This window comes from Kocuria sp. ChxB (assembly GCF_044359605.1).
GTDB classification, from domain to species: Bacteria; Actinomycetota; Actinomycetes; order Actinomycetales; family Micrococcaceae; genus Kocuria; species Kocuria rhizophila.
In genome coordinates this window covers 1,994,707-2,012,552 of sequence record NZ_CP121123.1, presented here as the reverse complement: position 1 = coordinate 2,012,552, position 17,846 = coordinate 1,994,707, and the positions used below count along the sequence as shown (strand labels likewise).

Below are 17,846 nucleotides of genomic sequence, written 5' to 3'. Positions count from 1 at the left end.
CCGTGACCCGCGCCGGGTCCGGTGGCGTGCGGCGTCGTCGCGACAAGGTCAGGAGCGCCCGGCGGCGCCCGCCTCCACCGCGTCCAGGTCCCGGACCTCGTGGCGGCGGCCGTAGGCCATGATGCCCAGGCACAGGGTGGCGATCACGGCGCCGGAGGCGAACAGCCAGGGGTAGGTGGTGAACTCGGAGATCAGCGCGAGCACCATGGGCACGAAGAACCCGATGTAGGTGAGCGAGTAGAACACGGCGGTGAGCCCGGCGAGGTCGTCCGGGCGGGCGATCCGCTGGACCTCCTGCAGGCCGGAGACCAGCACGAGCCCGTAGCCGCAGCCCAGCATCGCGGAGGCCAGCAGCACCAGCGCGAGGTTCAGGGTGGCCGAGGCCAGCACCGCCGCGAGCATCCCCAGGATCACGGCGCACATCCCCACGGCGAGCGAGCGGATGGAGCCGTCCCGGTCCAGGCGCTTGCCCAGGGGCTGGATGAAGAACCCGAAGCCCAGCCCCACCAGGCACATCAGCCCGGAGAACGCGATCCCGTACTGCGGTCCCACCACGTCCGCCATGAGGGCGGGCAGGATCGCATAGGCAGAGGCCGCGCAGCCGAAGACCCACGGGGCGGAGGGCGCCACCACGAACCAGAAGCGGTGCTGCCGGGTGGCCGGGATCTTCAGGTCCGCCAGCAGCGGCCCGTGTGGGGGCGTGGCGCGCCGGGTCTCGGGAGCGCCGGCCACCAGGAACACGGCGGGCAGACAGATCGCCAGGTTGATCATGTAGGGCAGCACGGTCTGCAGGGGCGCGAACTGCGCGAGGGCCGCGGCCACCGCGGCACCGAGGGCGAACCCGGCGGTCAGGGACAGGGAGGCGCGACGCGCTCCCGAGACGCGCTCGGGGTGCTCCTCGTACGGTTTCTCGGAGAGCTCCTTGATCCAGGAGGTGCCCACGGCCATGCCGAGCCCGAGGGCCAGCCCGGAGAACACCCGGCCCACGAACAGCAGGAGCAGACTCTCGGCACCCACGGCCAGCAGGATGCTGCCCACCATGGCCAGCACCGGGGCCGGGATCATGAGCGTGCGGCGCCCGTGCCGGTCCGAGAGCGGCCCACCGATCAGCAGTGCGGGCACGATGCCCAACACATATGCCGCAAGGAGCATGTCAACGGCCACCTGCTCGTAGCCCTCAACCGTGCGGTACATGACCAGCAGGGGCGTGAACTCGTTGCCTCCCCACGCCACCGCCAGCAGCGCGGAACTGACCCTCATCCAGGGCTTGGTTCTCATGACGTCATTCCCTCGCAGTCACCCTCGGGGTGGGGGCCCGCCACCGGCGGCACGCGACCCCTGAACAGTGTCTGCATGCTAGGGCAGGGTGGGACAGGTCACAAAACTCGCCGGTAACAAATGGGGTCCAGAGCGGGACGGACCCTGCCGCGCCGGCTGGTCAGTGCTCGCTCTGGTAGAGCCGCCGGGCACGGACCCGCGCCTCGTGGTGGACCGCGGCCTCCGGGCGCACGAGCCGGCAGAACGCGAACCCCAGCAGCGCCGCCACGGTGTGCCCGATCGAGGACCAGTCGAGGTCCAGGAGCAGGCCCGTGGCGAGCAGCGCCACGAGCGCCCCGGCCCACAGCAGTCTGCGCAGCAGCGCTCCCCGGTAGGTGGCCAGCGCGGCGAGGGCGCAGAACCCGTAGCTCGCCCCCACGTCGATCAGCACGGGGGACGGCACGGGCAGCTCCGCGGTGCGGAACAGCCACACCTGGAGGTAGGCCACGGCCACGGTGGCGCCCACGTGCCCCAGTGCGAACCCTGCAAGAGTACGCTGCCATCCGAAGCGGTGCTCCAGGGGTGCGACCACCAGGCTGAACCCCACCCACCAGATGAGCAGCTCCACGGGGGACACGTACATGGCACTGCGCACGAGCACCGTCACCGGGTTGGTGCTGAGCTCGTGCAGGTTGGTGGACTGCTCCGCGAGGAACGCCTTGCGCAGCGGCTCGGAGGTGTTGGCCAAAAGCCACGTGGTGAACGTGAGCAGCGTGAGGTACAGGTACGTCAGCGGGGCCCGGCGCACCCAGTCCTTGACCGGCTCACCACGGCGCAGCCACCACGCACTGATCCCGCGGAACCCGGGCCAGGCGTGGTCCACGGCGTAGAGGAACCCCACCACCAGCAGCACGAGCGCGAGAGTGATCACGGGGAAAGTATGCGCCCGTGGTGCACGCCCCGGCAGCGGAGTGCCCCCGCCCGGGACACCGCGCCTCCCGCGGCGCGGCCAGGACGGTGGGCCGTCGGGGAGCGGGGGGTCGTGCACAGCCGGCCCGGCGGCGTCGTCGCCCCGTCCCCTTCGGACACGCCCGTCTCGCACGAAGGCCCCCCGGCGTGGCAGGGTTACCGGGTGACCTCGTGGTCACGCTCCGTCTGAGAGGAACACCGTGAACGACGACGACGTCCGCACCGGCCCCGCGCCCCGGGACTCTGCCCCACAGGGCCCGGCAGCACACCCGGCACCCACCACGGGGGCCGGGGCATGAGCCGGGTGCGCGAACCGTTGCCACCGCTCGTGGTGGTCATGGGGGTCTCGGGCTCCGGCAAGACCACCATCGGCACGCTCGTGGCCCACGAGCTGGGGGTCGAGTTCATCGACGGGGACAGCCTGCACCCCCTGGAGAACGTCCAGAAGATGGCCGCGGGCACCCCCTTGGACGACCACGACCGCTGGCCCTGGCTCGAGATCGTGGGCCGCACCCTGCACGAGCACGGCGAGCGCCGCGAGGGCCTCGTGGTGGCGTGCTCCGCGCTCAAGCGCGTCTACCGCGAGCGCATCCGCTCCCAGGCGCCCTCCGCACTGTTCCTGCACCTGGACGGCACCGTGGAGGTGCTGACCCGGCGCATCGAGGGTCGCAGCGGGCACTTCATGCCGGCCGCGCTGCTGGAGTCCCAGATCGAGACCCTGGAGCCGCTCGCCCAGGAGGAGGGCGGGTACGTGCTCAACATCGACCAGCCCGTCGCGGACATGGTGGACGACGCCGTCACGAGGCTCCGCGCACTCGTGGCCGCACAGTCCTGAGCGCGCCGGCCTGACCGAATCGTCCGGGCCGGGCCCTCCCGGCGGAAGGTCTCGGGGCCGCGGGACGGAATCGACGGGGCGGACGCGCGCTGCCCCCGGGCCCGGCGGCGTCGTCCTGCGCCGGGCGCTGCCTGCCCCCTCAGCCGCGCCGCAGCAGCACCGCCACCTCGTAGTGCCCGGTGTGGGGGAACATGTCCAGCAGCCGAGCCTCCACCGGGCGCAGGGACGGCATGCGGGCGAGGTCCCGCGCGAGGGTCGTGGCGTTGCACGAGGAGTACACCGCGTGGCCCACGGACGAGGTCTCGAGCCACGCGCACAGGGAGGCGTCCAGACCGCGCCTCGGCGGGTTGACGATCGCGAGCTCCGGGGTGCCGGGCAGGTCTGCGGGGGTCGCGGCGGCGTCGTCCGCCAGGAAGCGCACGGAGCCCGGGCCGTCCTGCGGCAGTCCCATCGCCCGGGCGGTGTCCCGCGCCGAGGCCACGGCCTCCTCCGAGATCTCCGTGCCCACCACCTCGCGCCCCGGCCCGGCCACGTGCAGCGCGAAGCCGCCGACGCCGCAGTACAGGTCCCACACGCTCGCCGGGCCCACGGCGTCCACCCACTGCGCCACCTGTCGGTACAGCTGCTCGGTCACGGCCGTGTTGGTCTGGAAGAAGGAGCGCGGCCGCACGCGCAGGTCGATCCCGTTGAGGCGCATCACCAGTTCCGACTGCTCACTCAGCAGGATCTCCTCGGGGCCCTCGAGCACGGCCTTGTGCTCGGGCTGGATGTTCACGGAAACCACGTCCGCGGCGGGCACCAGCTCGCGCAGCAGGTCCAGGTTCTCGGCGATCTTGGGCAGCTGACGGGTGCTGCGCAGCACGAAGCGCACCATGAGCCGGCCCTCGGGGTTGCCGGTGACGATCACGTGCTTGATCTCGCCGCGGCGCTTCGCGACGTCGTAGGGCAGCAGCCGCACCCGCCCGATGAACTCCGCGAGCGTGTGCAGGGCCCGCGTGACGGGTTCGGGGTACAGCGGGCAGTCCCGGAGGTCCACGCCCGCGGCGCCGTCCAGGATGCCGAGCGTGGGCGACCCCACCTCACCGGCCACCACCATCTTGGCCTTGTTGCGGAACCCCCGCTCCGCCGAGGCCACCGGCTCCAGCCACCGCGGCGCACCGTGCGCGTCCACGAGCTCCCGCACCAGCTCCTGCTTGCGGGCCAGCTGCCGCGCGTACGGGACCTCGATCACCGTGCAGGACCGGCACTCACCCCGGTCGTAGTATCCGCATTCCACCCGCCCGAGTGTACGGCGGGCCTCCCCTGCCGGGCACGACGACGCCGCACGGCCGGCTCCCGCGGGCTGCACCCGGTGCGGGGCCCCGTTCGTCCGCCACGGCGTGACGCCAGACGCCAGGGCGACCCCCGACGTGCGGGCCGCGCACGGGGGCTAAGCCACGCACTCGACCCCGCGCCGCCACCACCGGGCGCACAGCCCGCGCTCCCATCCTGCCCTCCTGCGATCCCGGCGTGTGGCGTGGACCCGAGGATCGTGGCACCGTGAGGGCATTCGCCGCCCACCCCGAGGACCACAGCCATGAGCACCCAGCGCCCCTCCCCCGCCGTGATGCGGGGCCGCACCGATCCCGCGCGGGACGTGCGTCCGGTGGACTACACCTCGTGGCGCCCGTCCCCTGCGGCCCCGGGGACCGCCGGCGAGGAGGGAACGGCCACCACCGCAGGAGGAAACGCGGCAGAACGGGGCACGCGGGCGGCGTCGTCCCCCGCGGCACCCGGAGCTGCGGCCCACGTGGCACCGGGTGGGACGCCCAAGCCGGGACCCGGACCGCGCCCGGCGCCCGCGGCCACCGTGGGAGACGCGCCCCGCGAGCTGACCGTGGACCCGCAGCTCGCGGCCATGGTCGCGCGGCTGCGGTCCGGGGTGGCCCCGGTGACGGGCACGCCGGAGAACGCGTTCTACACGGTGGACTCCGCACCGGGGCAGGAGCGGGAGCTGGACGTCCCCGCGGACGGGGTGGACGTGCACGGTGTGTGGGACGTGGGCGAAGACGCCCTGCGGGCCGTGGTGGCGGACCCCGAGGACACGTGGACCGCGGACCTGGGCCGCACCGACTACTACGTGCGCGGCCCGCTGTGCGTGCAGGTCACGCGAGCGGAGCACCGCGTGGTGGGGATCTACCGCAGCGGCTGGGCGATCGCGCGCCGCCCGGACGAGACCTGGGCGGACACCCCCGACTCCCTGGAGCGCACGGGTGCCAAGCCCGGCGGCAGCGGCACGCGCTACCCCACCAACCGCCGAGAGCTGCTGGAACGGCTGCGCGCGGCGGGCTTCGAGGTCACCACCTCGGGGCCCACGCACGGCAAGATCACCCACCCGGACGTGCCCGGCCGGTTCTTGCCGTTCTCCTCCACACCGTCCTCGCAGCGCTACGGGCGCCATGTGGTCACCGCGGTCAAGCGGGTGTTCGGCATCGACGTGCGGTGAGGCGGGCCCGGGAACCAGCACGGTCCCCGGGCCCGGCCCGCGGCGTTGCCCGACGACTGCCCGTCAGACGGACACCGGCGGCTCGTCCACACCGGTGCCGCGGCGCCCCCACGCCTGCAGCACGTCCAGGTAGCCCGCGCGGGCGCGCCGGGCCTGCTTCACGGCGCTGCGTCCCCCGGCCTTGCGGGCCTCCTTGAGCCCACGACGCCGCTGCGTGCGCGTGCCCACCGCACTCGTCACCGCGGGCTGCCCGTACTCGGCCGGGAGCTCCCGGGCCAGAGGCGACCCGCGCAGCTCCTGCTCCGCCCGCGCGAGGCACTCACGCTCCTGACGCCACGCGATCCGCGCCACCAGCACGAAGCACACCAGCGCCAGTACGACCTTGACCGGCATGCCCAGCCACGGCAGCGCCGCCACCGGAGGAGCGTTCCAGAGGAAGTGCAGCACCCACCCCAGGGCGTAGAGCCCGGCGAATGCCGAGATGCGCACCATCACGGAGCAGTGCTTCACGGTGCGGCCCAGAAGATATGCCACCCCCACGCCAATGATCGCGGAGTACAGCCAGTGGGAGGAAATGCCAATGGTGCTGCGCAGCAGCGTCACACTGAAAGCACCGGAGAAATCGCTGTTCGCATCCGTGGGCGCATTGTTCGCGGCATAGGAGACATTCTCGAAGATCTGGAACCCCAGACCCACGAACGCCCCCACCAGCAGCCCCTGCATGGGCCGGGTCAGCGTGCGGGAGGCCACCAGCATGATCACGAGCACCCCGATGGTCTTGCCCCACTCCTCGCTCGTGGGCCCCGCGAACGCGGCCCCCCAGTCCGCGCCCACTCCCCACGGGAGCACCTTGGCCGCGAGCTCCAGGATGTGCTCGTTGGCGTGACCCCCGAGCCACGTGGGAACCGTGGCCCCGAACACCGTGGCCAGCAGCAGGATCCACGGCCGACGCGCCCGGTACGGATCCGCCCACAGCACGATGACCGCGAACAGCACCAGGGTGAGCGCGAAGATCGGGGCGATCGCCAGCAGCGAGTCCTTCGCGGTGGTGAAGGACTTCGCCACCGCCAGGGACACCCCGGTGGTGCCCAGCGCCACGAGCGCGCAGAACAGCCACCACACGGCCGAGCGCGGGCGGAAGAACTCGTGCCCGTACCCGGGCCCGTCCTGACCGGCGTGGCCCCGCACTGCGGGGCGGGTCGGTGCAACGGCGGCGGAGCTCATCGGGCGCCCTCCTTGCTCGCCGCGAGGCTGTCCAGCAGACCCTGAAGGTCCGGGGCCTCGTCCTTGCTCGTGCTCGTGGCGGTGGCCAGGACCACCGTGGCACCGTTGTGGACCACGGCGCACGGGCCCGTGACCTTCTGCTCCGTCTTGATGGCCACGCAGCTCTTGCCGGTGAACCCGCCGCCACCGGACACCGTGCCGCCGTCGAACGCGGCGGACGTGCCGTCGAGCGCCTGCTGGCGCAGCACGCGGTCCGCGGTGGTGTCGAAGTTCTGGCTGCCGTCCACCACGGACAGCGTCAGCTCCTGGTCCTGCTCCGCCCGGGTGAACGTCACCGAGGTGCGGCTCGTGGACGGGCTCGTGCTCCACCCCTCGGGCGCCCGGAACGTCACCGTGGTGCCCGCCGTGCTATCCAGGGCACCCTGCTCGTGGGCCCCCACGGTCAGCTGCGGTGCGGGCACGGCATGCGAGACCGCTGCGGGAACCGCCCACGTGCACGCCGTCATGACGGCGAGCACCGCGGCGGATGTTCTGTGCGTCACTTTCATTTCCGTGTATCTTTCTCCCTCACAACAAGGACACGTGACGATACCACGGAAATATGCGACGAATTGTTTTTCTGTGACCCCCGTCAAACATTTTGTTTACGCAGGGGAACTAAACAACGGTAAAAGCCCAGGTCGGCTTTACGGAAACTGCTGAATTGTTTTTCGAGAGTGGCGCGGAACACCTGTGGTGCACCGCGTCGACAGCGCTCCCGGGCTCAGCCGGCGGCCTCGGCCCGGGCGCGCTCGGCCCCACCGCGGGTCCAGGCCCGTGCGGAGAGACTCGTGAGCGCGTACACCGTGAGCAGGTCCACGGACGCGGACAGCAGTGCTCCCGCGGTGGGACGGCCGCCCTGGAAGAACGCGATCATCTGGAAGATCTGGGAGAAGGTGACCAGCGCAATCATGATGAGCCGCGAGCGCTGGCTGCCCTGGAACGTGCGCCACCCGAGGAACAGGATGGCTCCCAGCATCAGCGCCAGGAGGACCACCATGAACGTCACCACGGCCACGCCCAGTCCCTGCGGCTCGCCGTCCAGTTCGAGGTCGCTCGTGAGCTCACCGGGGTGCAGCACCAGATCCAGCACGAGGGCCAGGGCGGAGAGCACGGTGAGCGCCCAGGCGGCAACGATCGAGAAGGGCCTGCGGGCGACGTCCTGGAGCACGTCCTCCGCAGAGGTCGCACGGTCGGTGGCCCGCCCTGCCTGCGCCGGCGTGGTGGGCCCCACCGTGGCGGGCACGTCCTCGAGCAGCAGCACGGGCAGGTCGCCGTCCGTGCGGACGGCGTCCCCGCCGCCGTTGCGGCTGTGGTAGCCGGTAGAGAAGTCCTCGATCACCGCCACCTCGGCCTCCGGCACGGCGTGCAGCACGGTGTCCACCACGTAGTCGCGCTCCACGTCGATGTCCGCGTCGATCTTGTGCGTCACCTGCAGGGTGAACAGTGAGAGCCCCACCGCACGGTCGTACGTCCCGGCGGCGAGCCACTGCACGCGGTGGCCACCCGGCAACGGCCACCCCTCGGGGCAGGGCCAGAAGCGGATGTGGTGGCGCTGGGCGGCGTTGCCGTCCACTTCCTGCTGGTACGCGAACTCCTGGACCTTCCCGAACAGCAGCAGGGGGCTCACCGGCGCCTCGGGATAGCTCTTGCGGGTCACGGACGACTTCACGATCCCCCAGCTCGACCCGATCGTGATGGGATCCGCGAGCGTCCACCCGGCCGCCCGCATGGCCGTGTGGATCTGATCCCGTGAACCGTTGACCGCGAGGTTCACGGGATCTCCGAGCAGCCCGTCCGGGGTCACGGTGCGCCCGATGAAGTAGGAGGGCACGTAGATGGCCGTGAGCGTGCGGTGCAGCCGGGGAAGCGCCAGGTACGCCATGATCCCCCAGAAGACGATGCTGTAGCCCAGCAGCGTCCACCCGTCGTCCACGCTGCGCAGGATCACCACCGCGAACACGAAGACCAGCACCATCACGATGCCGAAGAAGACGTTCTCCACCACCTCCATCCCGAGCCCGGACCGCCGGTCCTGGACCTTCTCGGGCGGGTGCCGGTACTCGGCGGGCCGCCGCGGCGAGTCGTAGTGCTTCATGTGGTCTCCGTCCCGGGCACATGGCGGCTTCCGCCGACCGGCCGCGCTCAAGCTGTTCTGGCGCCCCGGGAACCTCCCGGTCTGGGCACCGCGTCCTGGCCGCGATCCTAGGCCACGGGGCGCAGCGAGCTCATTGGCCCCTTCCGGCCACCGCGCGCACCTGGAGGTCCTGACCCCACTTCGGGGGACCACTTCACCAAAGTGTGGGCGAGTGCTCCTGGGCCCGTGCCGGGGCGGGGAAGTTAGGCTGGCACAGTACACACGGCGTGGCGCCCGCGGCACCGCTCAGGGGAGAGACGGTGGACGCCCACGGGGCGCAGCGCCGCACGTCTTTCGGGGGAGAGTTCATTGTTCAGCTTCTCAGGTCCGGGCCGCCCGTTGCGGTCCATGATCGGCACGTCGTCCCGCGCAGCCACCGCCCGCGCGAGCAGCCCGGACGAGGGCGTGGGCCACGGCTGGATCCCTGCAGGGGAGCGCTGGCTCGCGGTGGACGTCCACGAGCCCTCGGCCCCCGCGCGCGGTGCCACGGTCGTGGTGGCCGCCCCTCCGGGCCGGGAACGGGTCACGATGACCCGCACGGTGCTCCACACGGCGCGGGCTCTCGCGGCGGACGGCTGGCGAGTGGTGCGCTTCGACTGGTCCGGGACCGGGCAGAGCCCCTGCCTGGACGAGGCCTGCGATGCCCGGTGCTGGGCCGAGGACGTGCGCGCGGTGCGGGAGTGGGCGGGCGGCGGGCACCCGGTGCACGGTGTGGCCTTCAGCGTGGCGGGGGCTCTCATGGCCGCGGACGAGGACCACGGCTGGGCCCAGCGGATCCTGCTGGCACCCGTGTCCGGGAAGCAGTGGCTGCGCCACCAGAGCGCGCTGCGGCGGATGGCCGGCGCGGACCTGCCCCCGCGCGTCACGGAGGGAACGGAGCTGCTGGACCTGCAGCTGACCTCTGAAGGCGCCTCAGCGGTGAAGGCCGTGCCCGCCCCCGCCGAGGATTCCGCGCGAGGCCTCCGCGTGCTGGGCGAGGATCTCACCGGCCCCCTCCCCCTCGACGTCCACCCCCGAGCAGCCACGGTGCCGGAGGGTCTGACGAGCACGGTGACCCGGACTCTGGCCGAGCACGCGCCGGAGCGCGGTGCGTCCACCCGGCAGAACGACGCCGGGGGTGAACCCGCCCGGTGCCTCACACTGGACGTCCACGGCACCGCGGTCCGTGTGTCCCGCGCCACTGTGGGACACGGCGAGCGCCCCGCGATCCTCACGGAACCCGTGGAGCGGGCGACCGAGGCACCGGGCCTCGCTCTGGTCTCCCCTGGTTCGGACGCCATGGAGACCGCGAGCGGGTTGTGGTTGCGCACCGCGCTGCTGTCCTCGGGTCGCGGTGCCGTGTGCCTGCTGGCCGAGCGCACGGACACCGGCGAGCTGGTGGACGCCACCCTGGCCCGCAACTCGAACCCCTACGCCCGGCACACCGTGGTGGAGTGCCGCGAACTCGTCACGCGGCTCGCGGACCTCACGGACGGGCCCCTCGTGGCGGCGGGCATCTGCCTGGGCGCGTGGGGCCTCGTGGCGGCGGCCCCGGAGCTCCCGCGGGCGGTCGCCGAGCGGCTGACCTTGCACGTGGTCAACAACGTGGCGTGGCAGCGGGAGCCGTGGCGGTACTGGCGCCAGGGTCTGCGCAGCGGGCCCCTGGCACCCCGGCTCCCGGGGGAGGAGACACCCGCGCCCGAGGCCGCCGCGGAGCAGGGCGCACCCGCCACCCGTTCGCCGGGACGGGTGCTCATCTCCCGCGCGGGCAGCGTGGGCCGCACCGTGGTGCGGGGCACGCGGGCCAGGGCCCACGCGGCGTCGCCCCGGATCAACTCGCTCGCCGCCACCGTGGGCATCATCGACGTCCCGCAGCCCGCGCTGCGGCGGCTGGCCCGGATTCCGGGTCTCACCGTCAAGGCGGTCTTCGGGCCCGCCGACGCCGCGCACTGCCACGTCACCGCCGCGCAGCAGGACGGGCGGTCCGCCCTGGTGCTGCTGGAGCCGCTGGACCACTCGGTGTTCGCCACGGCCTCCCGGGACACCCTGGCCCGCTACATCGTGGACGAGACCACGGCGCTGGGGTCCACCGGGCACTGACCGGGGCGCGGGCGGCACCACCGCCCGCGCCGGACGTGCAGACAACGAACGGCGGGACCCTGCAGGGTTCCGCCGTCCGGGCACTGCGGGGCATGTCCGGACGGGCTCCGGGCGCCGTGCGGCATGAGCTTCCTGAGAGCGTCCCCGGACGCGGGGCGGTCCCCTGCAAGCGGCTCAAGGCCGTGGAGATCACCCCGGAGCGTGCGCGGACGTGGGGCAGCCCCGCGGTCTCCGCCGTGAGCACCGCCGCCCGACGAGTGCCGCCCCCACCGTGCCGCCTCAGCCGCCCTCCACGACCACGGGCGCGGCACCCAGTGCCCGCACGCGTGCGTCCCGCCGCACGGCAGCCGTGACGGCACCGCGCACCGGCAGGTGCACCGTCTCACTGGGCAGCACGTGCACGTAGCCGTCCTCGGCCACCGCCTCCCCCTCCGAGAACGCGCCGGAGGCCGGGAGGTCCAGCGCCACGAACCGGGCCAGCCCCGTGGCCGTGACCGCGATCCGCCAGGCACCGTCCTCCGCACGCTCCCACCGTGCGGCGAGGCCCGGATCACCGGGGGCGTCCCTGCGTGGCCCGCCGCTGAGGTGCGTGTCCCGGGCGAGCACGCGGCCGGCGTCATCGAGCAGAACTGCGGAGACCGCCTCGTACTCGCGCTCCCCGAAGCCGTAGGCGTGGTCCAGGTCCCGGAACGTGCCGTCCGCGAGGTCCGCGCGCAGCGTGAGCTCGCCGTGCGCGGGCACCTCCACGGGGATCTCCAGCGGCGCCTGGCAGCCCCCGCGGACCGTGGCCACGGTCAGCCGCACGGTCGCGGTGAGGGGGTGGGCGGCATCGTTGAAGACGTGCAGGGGCAGGCCGTCCCCGCCCGCGGGCACGAAGCACAGGGCCACGGGCGCGCACGCGCGCCGCATCCCGTACCACGCGGCGGTGGGCCAGCCGGTCACGTCCAGCACGCCCCACCCCGCCCCGGGTGCCGTGGACATCGCCGAGAGCACGAAAGCCCCCCGGCACGCGGACGTGGCCGCGCGCCACTGCGCGAAGGTCCGCTGGAACACGTGGGCGAGGGCGGCACGCTCAAGATCGAGCCGCGCGCCGTGATCCGCCGGGGCGCCCTGCGGTGCCGGCCGCGCGGGACGCGCGAGGCCGGCGTCGGGATCGCTGTCCCGGTCCAGGAAGAGCCGGTGGACGTATAGCCGCGTGGTGTCCTCGAACGTCCACCCGGCCCCGGGATCGTGGGCCACCCCCTGCCGCCACGCGTGGGCGGAGTCGGCGCCGTCCAACGGTGCGTCCGTGCCGAACTGCGCCCGCACCACGGCCGGTTCGGGAGGCACCGCGAACGCGAGGGACTCCGCGGCGAAGCGTACCCCGCGGGTCACGGCGTCCTCGACCGGACGCCCGTACGCCCCCACGCCGAAGTAGTGGCAGACACCGTCCGCCGCGTCCACCGGGGAGCGCGCCGGACGTTGCGCCTCCGACGCCGCCCGTGCAGCCGGGACGCGATCCGCGCTGTCCGTCTGAGCTGCCACCGCTGGCCCCGTCCCGCCCGACGGACCGGGCCCGTGCGAGGCCGCTGTCCCGCTCGTCGTGCTCTGGGCAGCGACCACCGCGGTTCCGGAGGTGGCCCCGCGCGACGGCGCCCGGCCGCCCTCCCGCCCGCCGGCAGCGGGCAGGGACGGGAACCAGAGCCTGTGCGCCCGCTGCCGGGCGGCCTCCTGGGCGTGGCGCGCCGCGTCCAGGTCAGCGTCCGAGCACGGTGAGGACGGTACGACGACCACGTCCGCCCCCACCTCCCCCACCGCTGTGGGGATGTCCCGCACCAGCACCGGCGGAGTCCACTGCTCGGCGGGCCGCCCCGCGAGCACCGGCGCCTGGATGACCTCCGTGCCGCCGGAGAGCACCGCCGTGGAGGGGTGCGCGGCCAGCCGGGACGCCAGGGCACCCACCTCGGCACGCAGCCCCGCGCGCCAGATCGGCTCGTCCGGAGGGTCCAGGGGACCGAGAGCCACGTCCTGCCATACCAGGATTCCCAGCTCGTCGCACGCCCGGTGGAACTCCTCCCTCTCGTAGCAGCCGGTTCCCGGGATGCGGACCATGGTGGTGCCCGCGTCCCGCAGCCGCGCGAGGACCGCACGAACGCACTCGGGGGATGCCGCCACCTCGTACGGGTCGGCACCCGTCCACACCGCACCGCGCACGAACAACGGAATGCGGTTGATCGTCAGGGCCAGTCCGCGGTGCTCGGCATCGCGGGGTTCGGCCTCCAGCGTGCGGAAACCCACGGTGGCCGTGTGCTCCGCGCCCGCGGCACGCACCCGCACCGTGTAGCGGGACTGCCGGCCCATGCCGTGGGGCCACCACAGCTGGGGTCGGGGCACCGTGAGCCGCAGGGTGATGCATCCGTCGCTGTCGGCGTCCGCCGTCGAGACCTCCTGCTCGCAGGACACCGGGGCGTCGGCGGCGTCTCCTACCGCCGCGACCTCCACGCGCACGCGGGCTGCCTCGCGTCCCCTCAGCAGGTCCGCCACGGCGCACCGCACGCCCACCACCCCGTCACCGTGCTCGTCCACGCGGGTGCGCACCGCGAACGGCTCCGCAGGCAGTGCGCGTGCAGCCGCGGGTGCGGAGGCGGCGTCGTCGCCAGGGTCCGACTCGTCCCGGAGTGTGACGTGGGGCGCGCCGACCGGACGCGCACTCAGCCCGCCCCACGGACCGATCACGGGACGGGCTCCCGGCCAGTCGATCGAGCCCACGAGAGGGGTGCGGCGCCAGCGCACCGAGCGGTCGGGGACCAGCGGCGAGAGCCAGCGGGCGCGCGGCTTCCGCGGTACCGGGACCGTGCTCAGCGGCGGCAGCCGGAGAGTGATGTCGCACCGGCCGGGCGGCAGCTCCACCGTGACGTCCCACGGCAGGAAGGCCGTGTCCGAGGCGTGGACCTCGTCCCCGGCCACGAGCAGGCGGGCCACGGTGGCCACGCCCGTCGAGGTGAAGCGGTGGGGACCGCCCTCGGTGGTGAGGCTGGTGCGGTACTCCCACACGGCGTCGGGCGCACCCGAGCGCAGGATCTGGTCCACGGCCTGCTCACCGAGCGCATCGCGCAGCGCACCGGTCACGGTGCCCGGGACCCGTGCCGCGACGCCCCTCGTCAGCACCGAGGCCCACGCGGCGGAATCGTCCTCCGTGGCCGGAACCGCCTCGCCGGGCAGGACGTCCTCCCCCGGCGTGGCGGCCACCCCGTGGGGAGCATCCGCCTCAGCGGCCGGGTCCACGCGGTGCAGCGTCCACGTGGCCCGGGCCAGGACGTCCTGCGCGGCAGGCATCACTCGCCCATGCCCACGGCGTCCCGCACGCTCCGCATCCCGGTGTCGTAGCCGGAGACGAAGGCCTGCGCGGACGCGTCCACCCGCGGGGTGCGGCCCGACGCCGCCCGGGCCAGCTGGAACTGCAGGGTCTTGGCGGCGGCCGCGGCCGCGTCCAGGGACTCCGCGGCGGCCCGCAGCTGCAGGGCGTCGAGGTCGCTCGGCCACTGCTCCGCTCCCTCGGCGAGATAGCGGCACGCGTGCGCCGCGAGCCCCGCCGTGAGGCCGGCCTGGCGCGTGGTGGCGAAGGAGTAGACGTGGAAGTAGTCCATGCCGCGCCCCGCGAGCGCGGGCAGCTCCGCGCGGATGGCGGCCACGAGCCGCTGGGCCGGACTCGTGTCCGGGGCCCGGCGGACGTGGGCCCGCGCCAGCCCCGTGGCGCACTGCCAGAGCTCGCGCGGCTCGAGCCGGTGCACGTCCTGCGTCCGCACGAGCTCCACGTATGGGAACGGCACCGTGCCGGCGCGTGCCCCCGGGCCCAGCGTGTTCTCCAGGTCCTCCCCGGAGAGCACGTGCACGCCGTCGTTGTGCAGGTACACGAGCTCCCCCGCCACGGGGTCCAGCCGCAGCGGCACGATGGACGTCTTGGTGTGGGCCGCGCGGTAGGAGACGCCCGCGGTGTCCGGGAGGTGGAACGCGTCCACCTCCACCACCAGGGCGTCCCCTCGGGACATGGCGCGCTGCAGGTGCTCGCCCAGCGGGCGCCACGTGTCGTACTCCCCCACGGTCAGCCCGTAGAGGGCCTCGATGTCCTCCTGGCGGGGCTTGAGGAACTCCCACTGGTCACCCAGGAAGTCCGCGCTGAACGCGGCTCCCAGCATGGGGACCGGGTCCAGCCCGAGGACCGTGGTGAGCCCGATCCACACGTCCATGTAGCAGTTGGTTGGTGACCACGGCTCCGCAGGATCGTGCAGCGCGGAGCGGGGGGCGTTCGCCGCGGTGAGCGACTCGCACCCCCGCACCGCCAGGACGTCGGTGCCGAACGGTGCCTCGGCGACCTCCCGCCCCGCCGGGCCACCGCGGTTCTCGGTCACGGTGGTCATGACAGACCCAGCTCCTGGCGCACGGAGGCCGGCCACGCGGCCACGTCGAAGCCGTGGACGGAGGCCAGAGCCAGCGCCACACGCTCCAGACCGAAGCCGAAGCACGCGGAGTGGGCCACGGCGCCGTCGGCGGTGCGCATGCCGAAGGCCTCACCGAAGTGGTCCTCGTGCAGGTTCGCGGAGGCGATGGCCGTGGGGTGGCCCGGGTAGACCTCCGTGAGGATCTCGAACTTCAGCTGCGCCTCGCGCTGACCCGCGCTGAGCAGCTTGCCCGCGCGGCCGAAGAACGGGTCGTTCGCGGTGTCCGCCTCCACGGTGAGCCCCAGCGCGCGCAGCAGCTCGGTGCCCGCCGCGAGCCACCTCTCGCGGTGCTCCTGCGCCTGCTGGGGCGTGCCGATCCGCACCGCCTCGAACATCCGGAACGTCACGAAGCGCATGGGGTCCGGACTGGGCTCGTGGCGGTAGCACTCGCCCATCAGCTCGAACACGGTGCCGTCCACCTGCGATCCTTCCAGGTACGCGTACAGCGGGTGGCACACGGCCGGGACCAGCGCGTGTCCGGCCGGGGTGAGCTGGGAGGACCAGTCGCCCTTGTCCTCGTACGTGGCCAGCAGCTGACGGTGGGCCTTGTTGTCCCCCTCGAAGGCGGAGATCGTGCCCAGCAGCTGCGGGAAGGACGCCACGTAGTCGGTGCGCTCCAGCAGCCGGGTGCCGTTGACCGGTGGGAAGCGCAGCCGGCGGGTTCCCGTCTCCGGCGAGAGCTCCCCGGCGATCTTCCGGGCGGCGGCCGCGATGCCCTGCACCACGTCCTCGGCCTGCGGGCCCAGGCCCGTGACGCCGTCGCCCAGGGTGGGCAGCAGCCAGTCGTTGGCCTCGAGCCCCGCGCGGAACGTGTCCTGCTGGGTGGCGAGGTCCTGGTGGGTGTCCATGATGGTCATCGTTGTCCCCTCGAGACGAGTTGCATGGTGGCGGTGTGCTGCAGGATGCGGTCGTTGTTGACCATGACGGACGGCCCGATGCTGTCCCGGTACAGCCGGGCCAGGCTCACGGGCGAGCGGTTGGCGAAGCCCGTGATCCCCACGATCACCAGGGCGTCCCCCACGATCCGCCGCACGGCCTCCGCGCCGGAGACCTTCAGGGTGTTCATGGCGATCGCGAACTGCATGGACTCGCACGCGGCGGGATCGTCGTACGCGGCCTCATAGCGTGCCACGGAGGCACGGACCACGTCCGTCATGGCCTGCAGCTGGACTTCCAGCTCGGCCAGGCGCAGGGCCGACGGCGGAGTGGTTCCCGGGGTCTTGCGCGCGGCCTTCTGCACCACGGAGCGGGCGGTCAGCCCGGCCTGGGTGGCCATGCCGAGCCACGCGGAAGCCCAGAGGCAGTGCGCGCCGGGCAGCATGGTCTGCGCGGAGATGGTCTCGAACAGTGCCGTGAACACGGCGTCGGCACGGGTGGTGGCGTCCAGCTCGAATGATTCGGAGCACGTGCCCCGCATCCCCAGGGCGTCCCAGCCGCGCTGGCGCTCGAGCTGCAGGTCCGCGGCCTCGACCACGAGCAGCACCTGGTCGCTCGACGCCGCTTCCTCGCTCGCGCGGGCCGTCACCAGGATGGCGTCCGCGTACGCGCCGTAGGAGATCACGGGGCACGTCTTGTGCAGGTGCACGCGGCCGTCGCCGGCCGGGCGCACCGCGCACGTGGACGAGCGGGTGTTGCCGCCGATGTTCACCTCGGTGGTCGCCGAGGCCAGCAGCAGACCCTCGGTGGCCACCCGGCGGGTGAAGTCACGCAGGTACTCCGTGTCCGCGTGCCGGGTCAGGCACAGCGTCTGCGAGTGGTGCATGGCCAGGATCATGGCGGTGGAGGTGCACTCACGCCCCACGCGCTCCAGCATGCGGCACAACTCGGTGATGCTCCACCCCAGCCCGCCGTCCGCCTCGGACATGGGCGCACCCAGCAGTCCCTGGGTGCGGGCCTCGTCGATCGCCTCCCGGGGGAAACGACCCTCCTCGTCCACGGCGGCCGCGAACTCGCGGGCCACCGCGGCCACGGCCTCCGCGCGGGCGGCGTTGCGCTGCGTGCGGTCCTCGTTCTCCGGTTCCTCCCGCTGCGCGCGGGGGGTGTCGCTCAGGACAGTGGTCTCAGTCATTCTGGATCGCCTCCACGGCCTCGGTGATGGACTGGACGGACGTGAACGTGGCCTTGGTCAGGCGCTCCTCGGGGAACTCGATGTCGAACTCGTCCTCCAGCCCGAGCATCACGTTCACGGACGCGTGCGAGGTCATCCCGGCGCGGTACAGGTCCGCGTCCACGGCGATGCTCTGGGCGTCCTCGGAGAGCTTGCCCTGGTCCGCCAGGACGGAGCGGACGGTGGTCTCGATGGCGGTGGAATCCATGGTGTGAACCTCTTTCGGTTGATCTGAT

At 73.1% G+C, this 17,846-nt stretch carries 14 protein-coding genes; 3 read left to right on the top strand and 11 right to left on the bottom strand.

Going from position 1 to position 17,846, the window contains the following annotated elements; translation table 11 throughout:
- Positions 1-48: 48 nt before the first annotated feature.
- Positions 49-1,278: an MFS transporter gene (locus tag P8S73_RS08900; protein ID WP_059281797.1), complete on the bottom strand. Its 1,230-nt coding sequence runs from the start codon at positions 1,276-1,278 to the stop codon at positions 49-51.
- Between the two features lie 160 nt (positions 1,279-1,438).
- Entirely contained in the window at positions 1,439-2,188 is a 750-nt protein-coding gene (locus P8S73_RS08895; RefSeq protein ID WP_047978773.1) for a rhomboid-like protein, read from the bottom strand.
- 333 nt (positions 2,189-2,521) lie between these two features.
- Between P8S73_RS08895 and P8S73_RS08890 the strand changes: the two genes are divergently transcribed.
- Positions 2,522-3,061, top strand: coding sequence for a gluconokinase (locus P8S73_RS08890; protein ID WP_047978772.1), 540 nt, complete (start codon positions 2,522-2,524; stop codon positions 3,059-3,061).
- Positions 3,062-3,200: 139 nt separating this feature from the next.
- Here P8S73_RS08890 and rlmC read toward each other — a convergent pair whose 3' ends face one another.
- On the bottom strand, positions 3,201-4,337 hold the full coding sequence (rlmC, locus tag P8S73_RS08885; protein ID WP_047978771.1) for a 23S rRNA (uracil(747)-C(5))-methyltransferase RlmC: 1,137 nt from the start codon (positions 4,335-4,337) through the stop codon (positions 3,201-3,203).
- Positions 4,338-4,637: 300 nt separating this feature from the next.
- Between rlmC and P8S73_RS08880 the strand changes: the two genes are divergently transcribed.
- Positions 4,638-5,546, top strand: a complete 909-nt coding sequence (locus P8S73_RS08880) for a hypothetical protein (RefSeq protein ID WP_235005117.1) — start codon at positions 4,638-4,640, stop codon at positions 5,544-5,546.
- A 63-nt stretch (positions 5,547-5,609) separates the two neighbouring features.
- Here the strand turns inward: P8S73_RS08880 and P8S73_RS08875 are convergent, their stop codons facing one another.
- The 3 genes from P8S73_RS08875 to P8S73_RS08865 form a co-directional block, all read right to left on the bottom strand.
- Complete coding sequence (locus tag P8S73_RS08875) at positions 5,610-6,770, bottom strand: PrsW family intramembrane metalloprotease (protein WP_396350341.1); 1,161 nt, start codon at positions 6,768-6,770, stop codon at positions 5,610-5,612.
- Positions 6,767-7,312, bottom strand: coding sequence for a hypothetical protein (locus tag P8S73_RS08870; protein WP_135010682.1), 546 nt, complete (start codon positions 7,310-7,312; stop codon positions 6,767-6,769). Before P8S73_RS08870 ends, P8S73_RS08875 begins: the two co-directional genes overlap by 4 nt.
- Before the next feature lie 221 nt (positions 7,313-7,533).
- Positions 7,534-8,907 (bottom strand): LssY C-terminal domain-containing protein, encoded by a 1,374-nt coding sequence (locus P8S73_RS08865; RefSeq protein WP_135010683.1) that lies wholly within the window; start codon positions 8,905-8,907, stop codon positions 7,534-7,536.
- A 348-nt stretch (positions 8,908-9,255) separates the two neighbouring features.
- On the opposite strand from P8S73_RS08865, the gene P8S73_RS08860 reads away from it, so the two are divergent.
- Entirely contained in the window at positions 9,256-11,025 is a 1,770-nt protein-coding gene (locus P8S73_RS08860; protein ID WP_235005118.1) for a hypothetical protein, read from the top strand.
- A gap of 279 nt (positions 11,026-11,304) precedes the next feature.
- Here P8S73_RS08860 and P8S73_RS08855 read toward each other — a convergent pair whose 3' ends face one another.
- Genes P8S73_RS08855 through P8S73_RS08835 form a run of 5 tightly spaced genes read right to left on the bottom strand, consistent with a single transcriptional unit; the run spans position 11,305 to position 17,818 of the window.
- Positions 11,305-14,340, bottom strand: a complete 3,036-nt coding sequence (locus P8S73_RS08855; protein ID WP_135010684.1) for a glycoside hydrolase family 2 protein — start codon at positions 14,338-14,340, stop codon at positions 11,305-11,307.
- Complete coding sequence (locus P8S73_RS08850) at positions 14,340-15,422, bottom strand: DUF1839 family protein (protein WP_135010685.1); 1,083 nt, start codon at positions 15,420-15,422, stop codon at positions 14,340-14,342. Before P8S73_RS08850 ends, P8S73_RS08855 begins: the two co-directional genes overlap by 1 nt.
- Complete coding sequence (locus P8S73_RS08845; RefSeq protein WP_070636602.1) at positions 15,419-16,360, bottom strand: hypothetical protein; 942 nt, start codon at positions 16,358-16,360, stop codon at positions 15,419-15,421. Before P8S73_RS08845 ends, P8S73_RS08850 begins: the two co-directional genes overlap by 4 nt.
- Positions 16,357-17,571, bottom strand: coding sequence for an acyl-CoA dehydrogenase family protein (locus tag P8S73_RS08840; RefSeq protein ID WP_019311049.1), 1,215 nt, complete (start codon positions 17,569-17,571; stop codon positions 16,357-16,359). The genes P8S73_RS08845 and P8S73_RS08840 overlap by 4 nt, the downstream gene beginning before the upstream one ends.
- Positions 17,564-17,818, bottom strand: coding sequence for an acyl carrier protein (locus P8S73_RS08835; RefSeq protein WP_019311048.1), 255 nt, complete (start codon positions 17,816-17,818; stop codon positions 17,564-17,566). The genes P8S73_RS08840 and P8S73_RS08835 overlap by 8 nt, the downstream gene beginning before the upstream one ends.
- Positions 17,819-17,846 lie beyond the last annotated feature (28 nt).

What these genes read in the sequence shown, in the direction of transcription:
- P8S73_RS08900 (WP_059281797.1), bottom strand. Translation starts at nt 1,278, where the DNA reads ATGAGAACCAAGCCCTGGATGAGGGTCAGTTCCGCGCTGCTGGCGGTG.
- P8S73_RS08890 (WP_047978772.1), top strand. Translation starts at nt 2,522, where the DNA reads ATGAGCCGGGTGCGCGAACCGTTGCCACCGCTCGTGGTGGTCATGGGG.
- P8S73_RS08880 (WP_235005117.1), top strand. Translation starts at nt 4,638, where the DNA reads ATGAGCACCCAGCGCCCCTCCCCCGCCGTGATGCGGGGCCGCACCGAT.
- P8S73_RS08875 (WP_396350341.1), bottom strand. Translation starts at nt 6,770, where the DNA reads ATGAGCTCCGCCGCCGTTGCACCGACCCGCCCCGCAGTGCGGGGCCAC.
- P8S73_RS08865 (WP_135010683.1), bottom strand. Translation starts at nt 8,907, where the DNA reads ATGAAGCACTACGACTCGCCGCGGCGGCCCGCCGAGTACCGGCACCCG.
- P8S73_RS08855 (WP_135010684.1), bottom strand. Translation starts at nt 14,340, where the DNA reads ATGCCTGCCGCGCAGGACGTCCTGGCCCGGGCCACGTGGACGCTGCAC.
- P8S73_RS08850 (WP_135010685.1), bottom strand. Translation starts at nt 15,422, where the DNA reads ATGACCACCGTGACCGAGAACCGCGGTGGCCCGGCGGGGCGGGAGGTC.
- P8S73_RS08845 (WP_070636602.1), bottom strand. Translation starts at nt 16,360, where the DNA reads ATGACCATCATGGACACCCACCAGGACCTCGCCACCCAGCAGGACACG.
- P8S73_RS08840 (WP_019311049.1), bottom strand. Translation starts at nt 17,571, where the DNA reads ATGACTGAGACCACTGTCCTGAGCGACACCCCCCGCGCGCAGCGGGAG.
- P8S73_RS08835 (WP_019311048.1), bottom strand. Translation starts at nt 17,818, where the DNA reads ATGGATTCCACCGCCATCGAGACCACCGTCCGCTCCGTCCTGGCGGAC.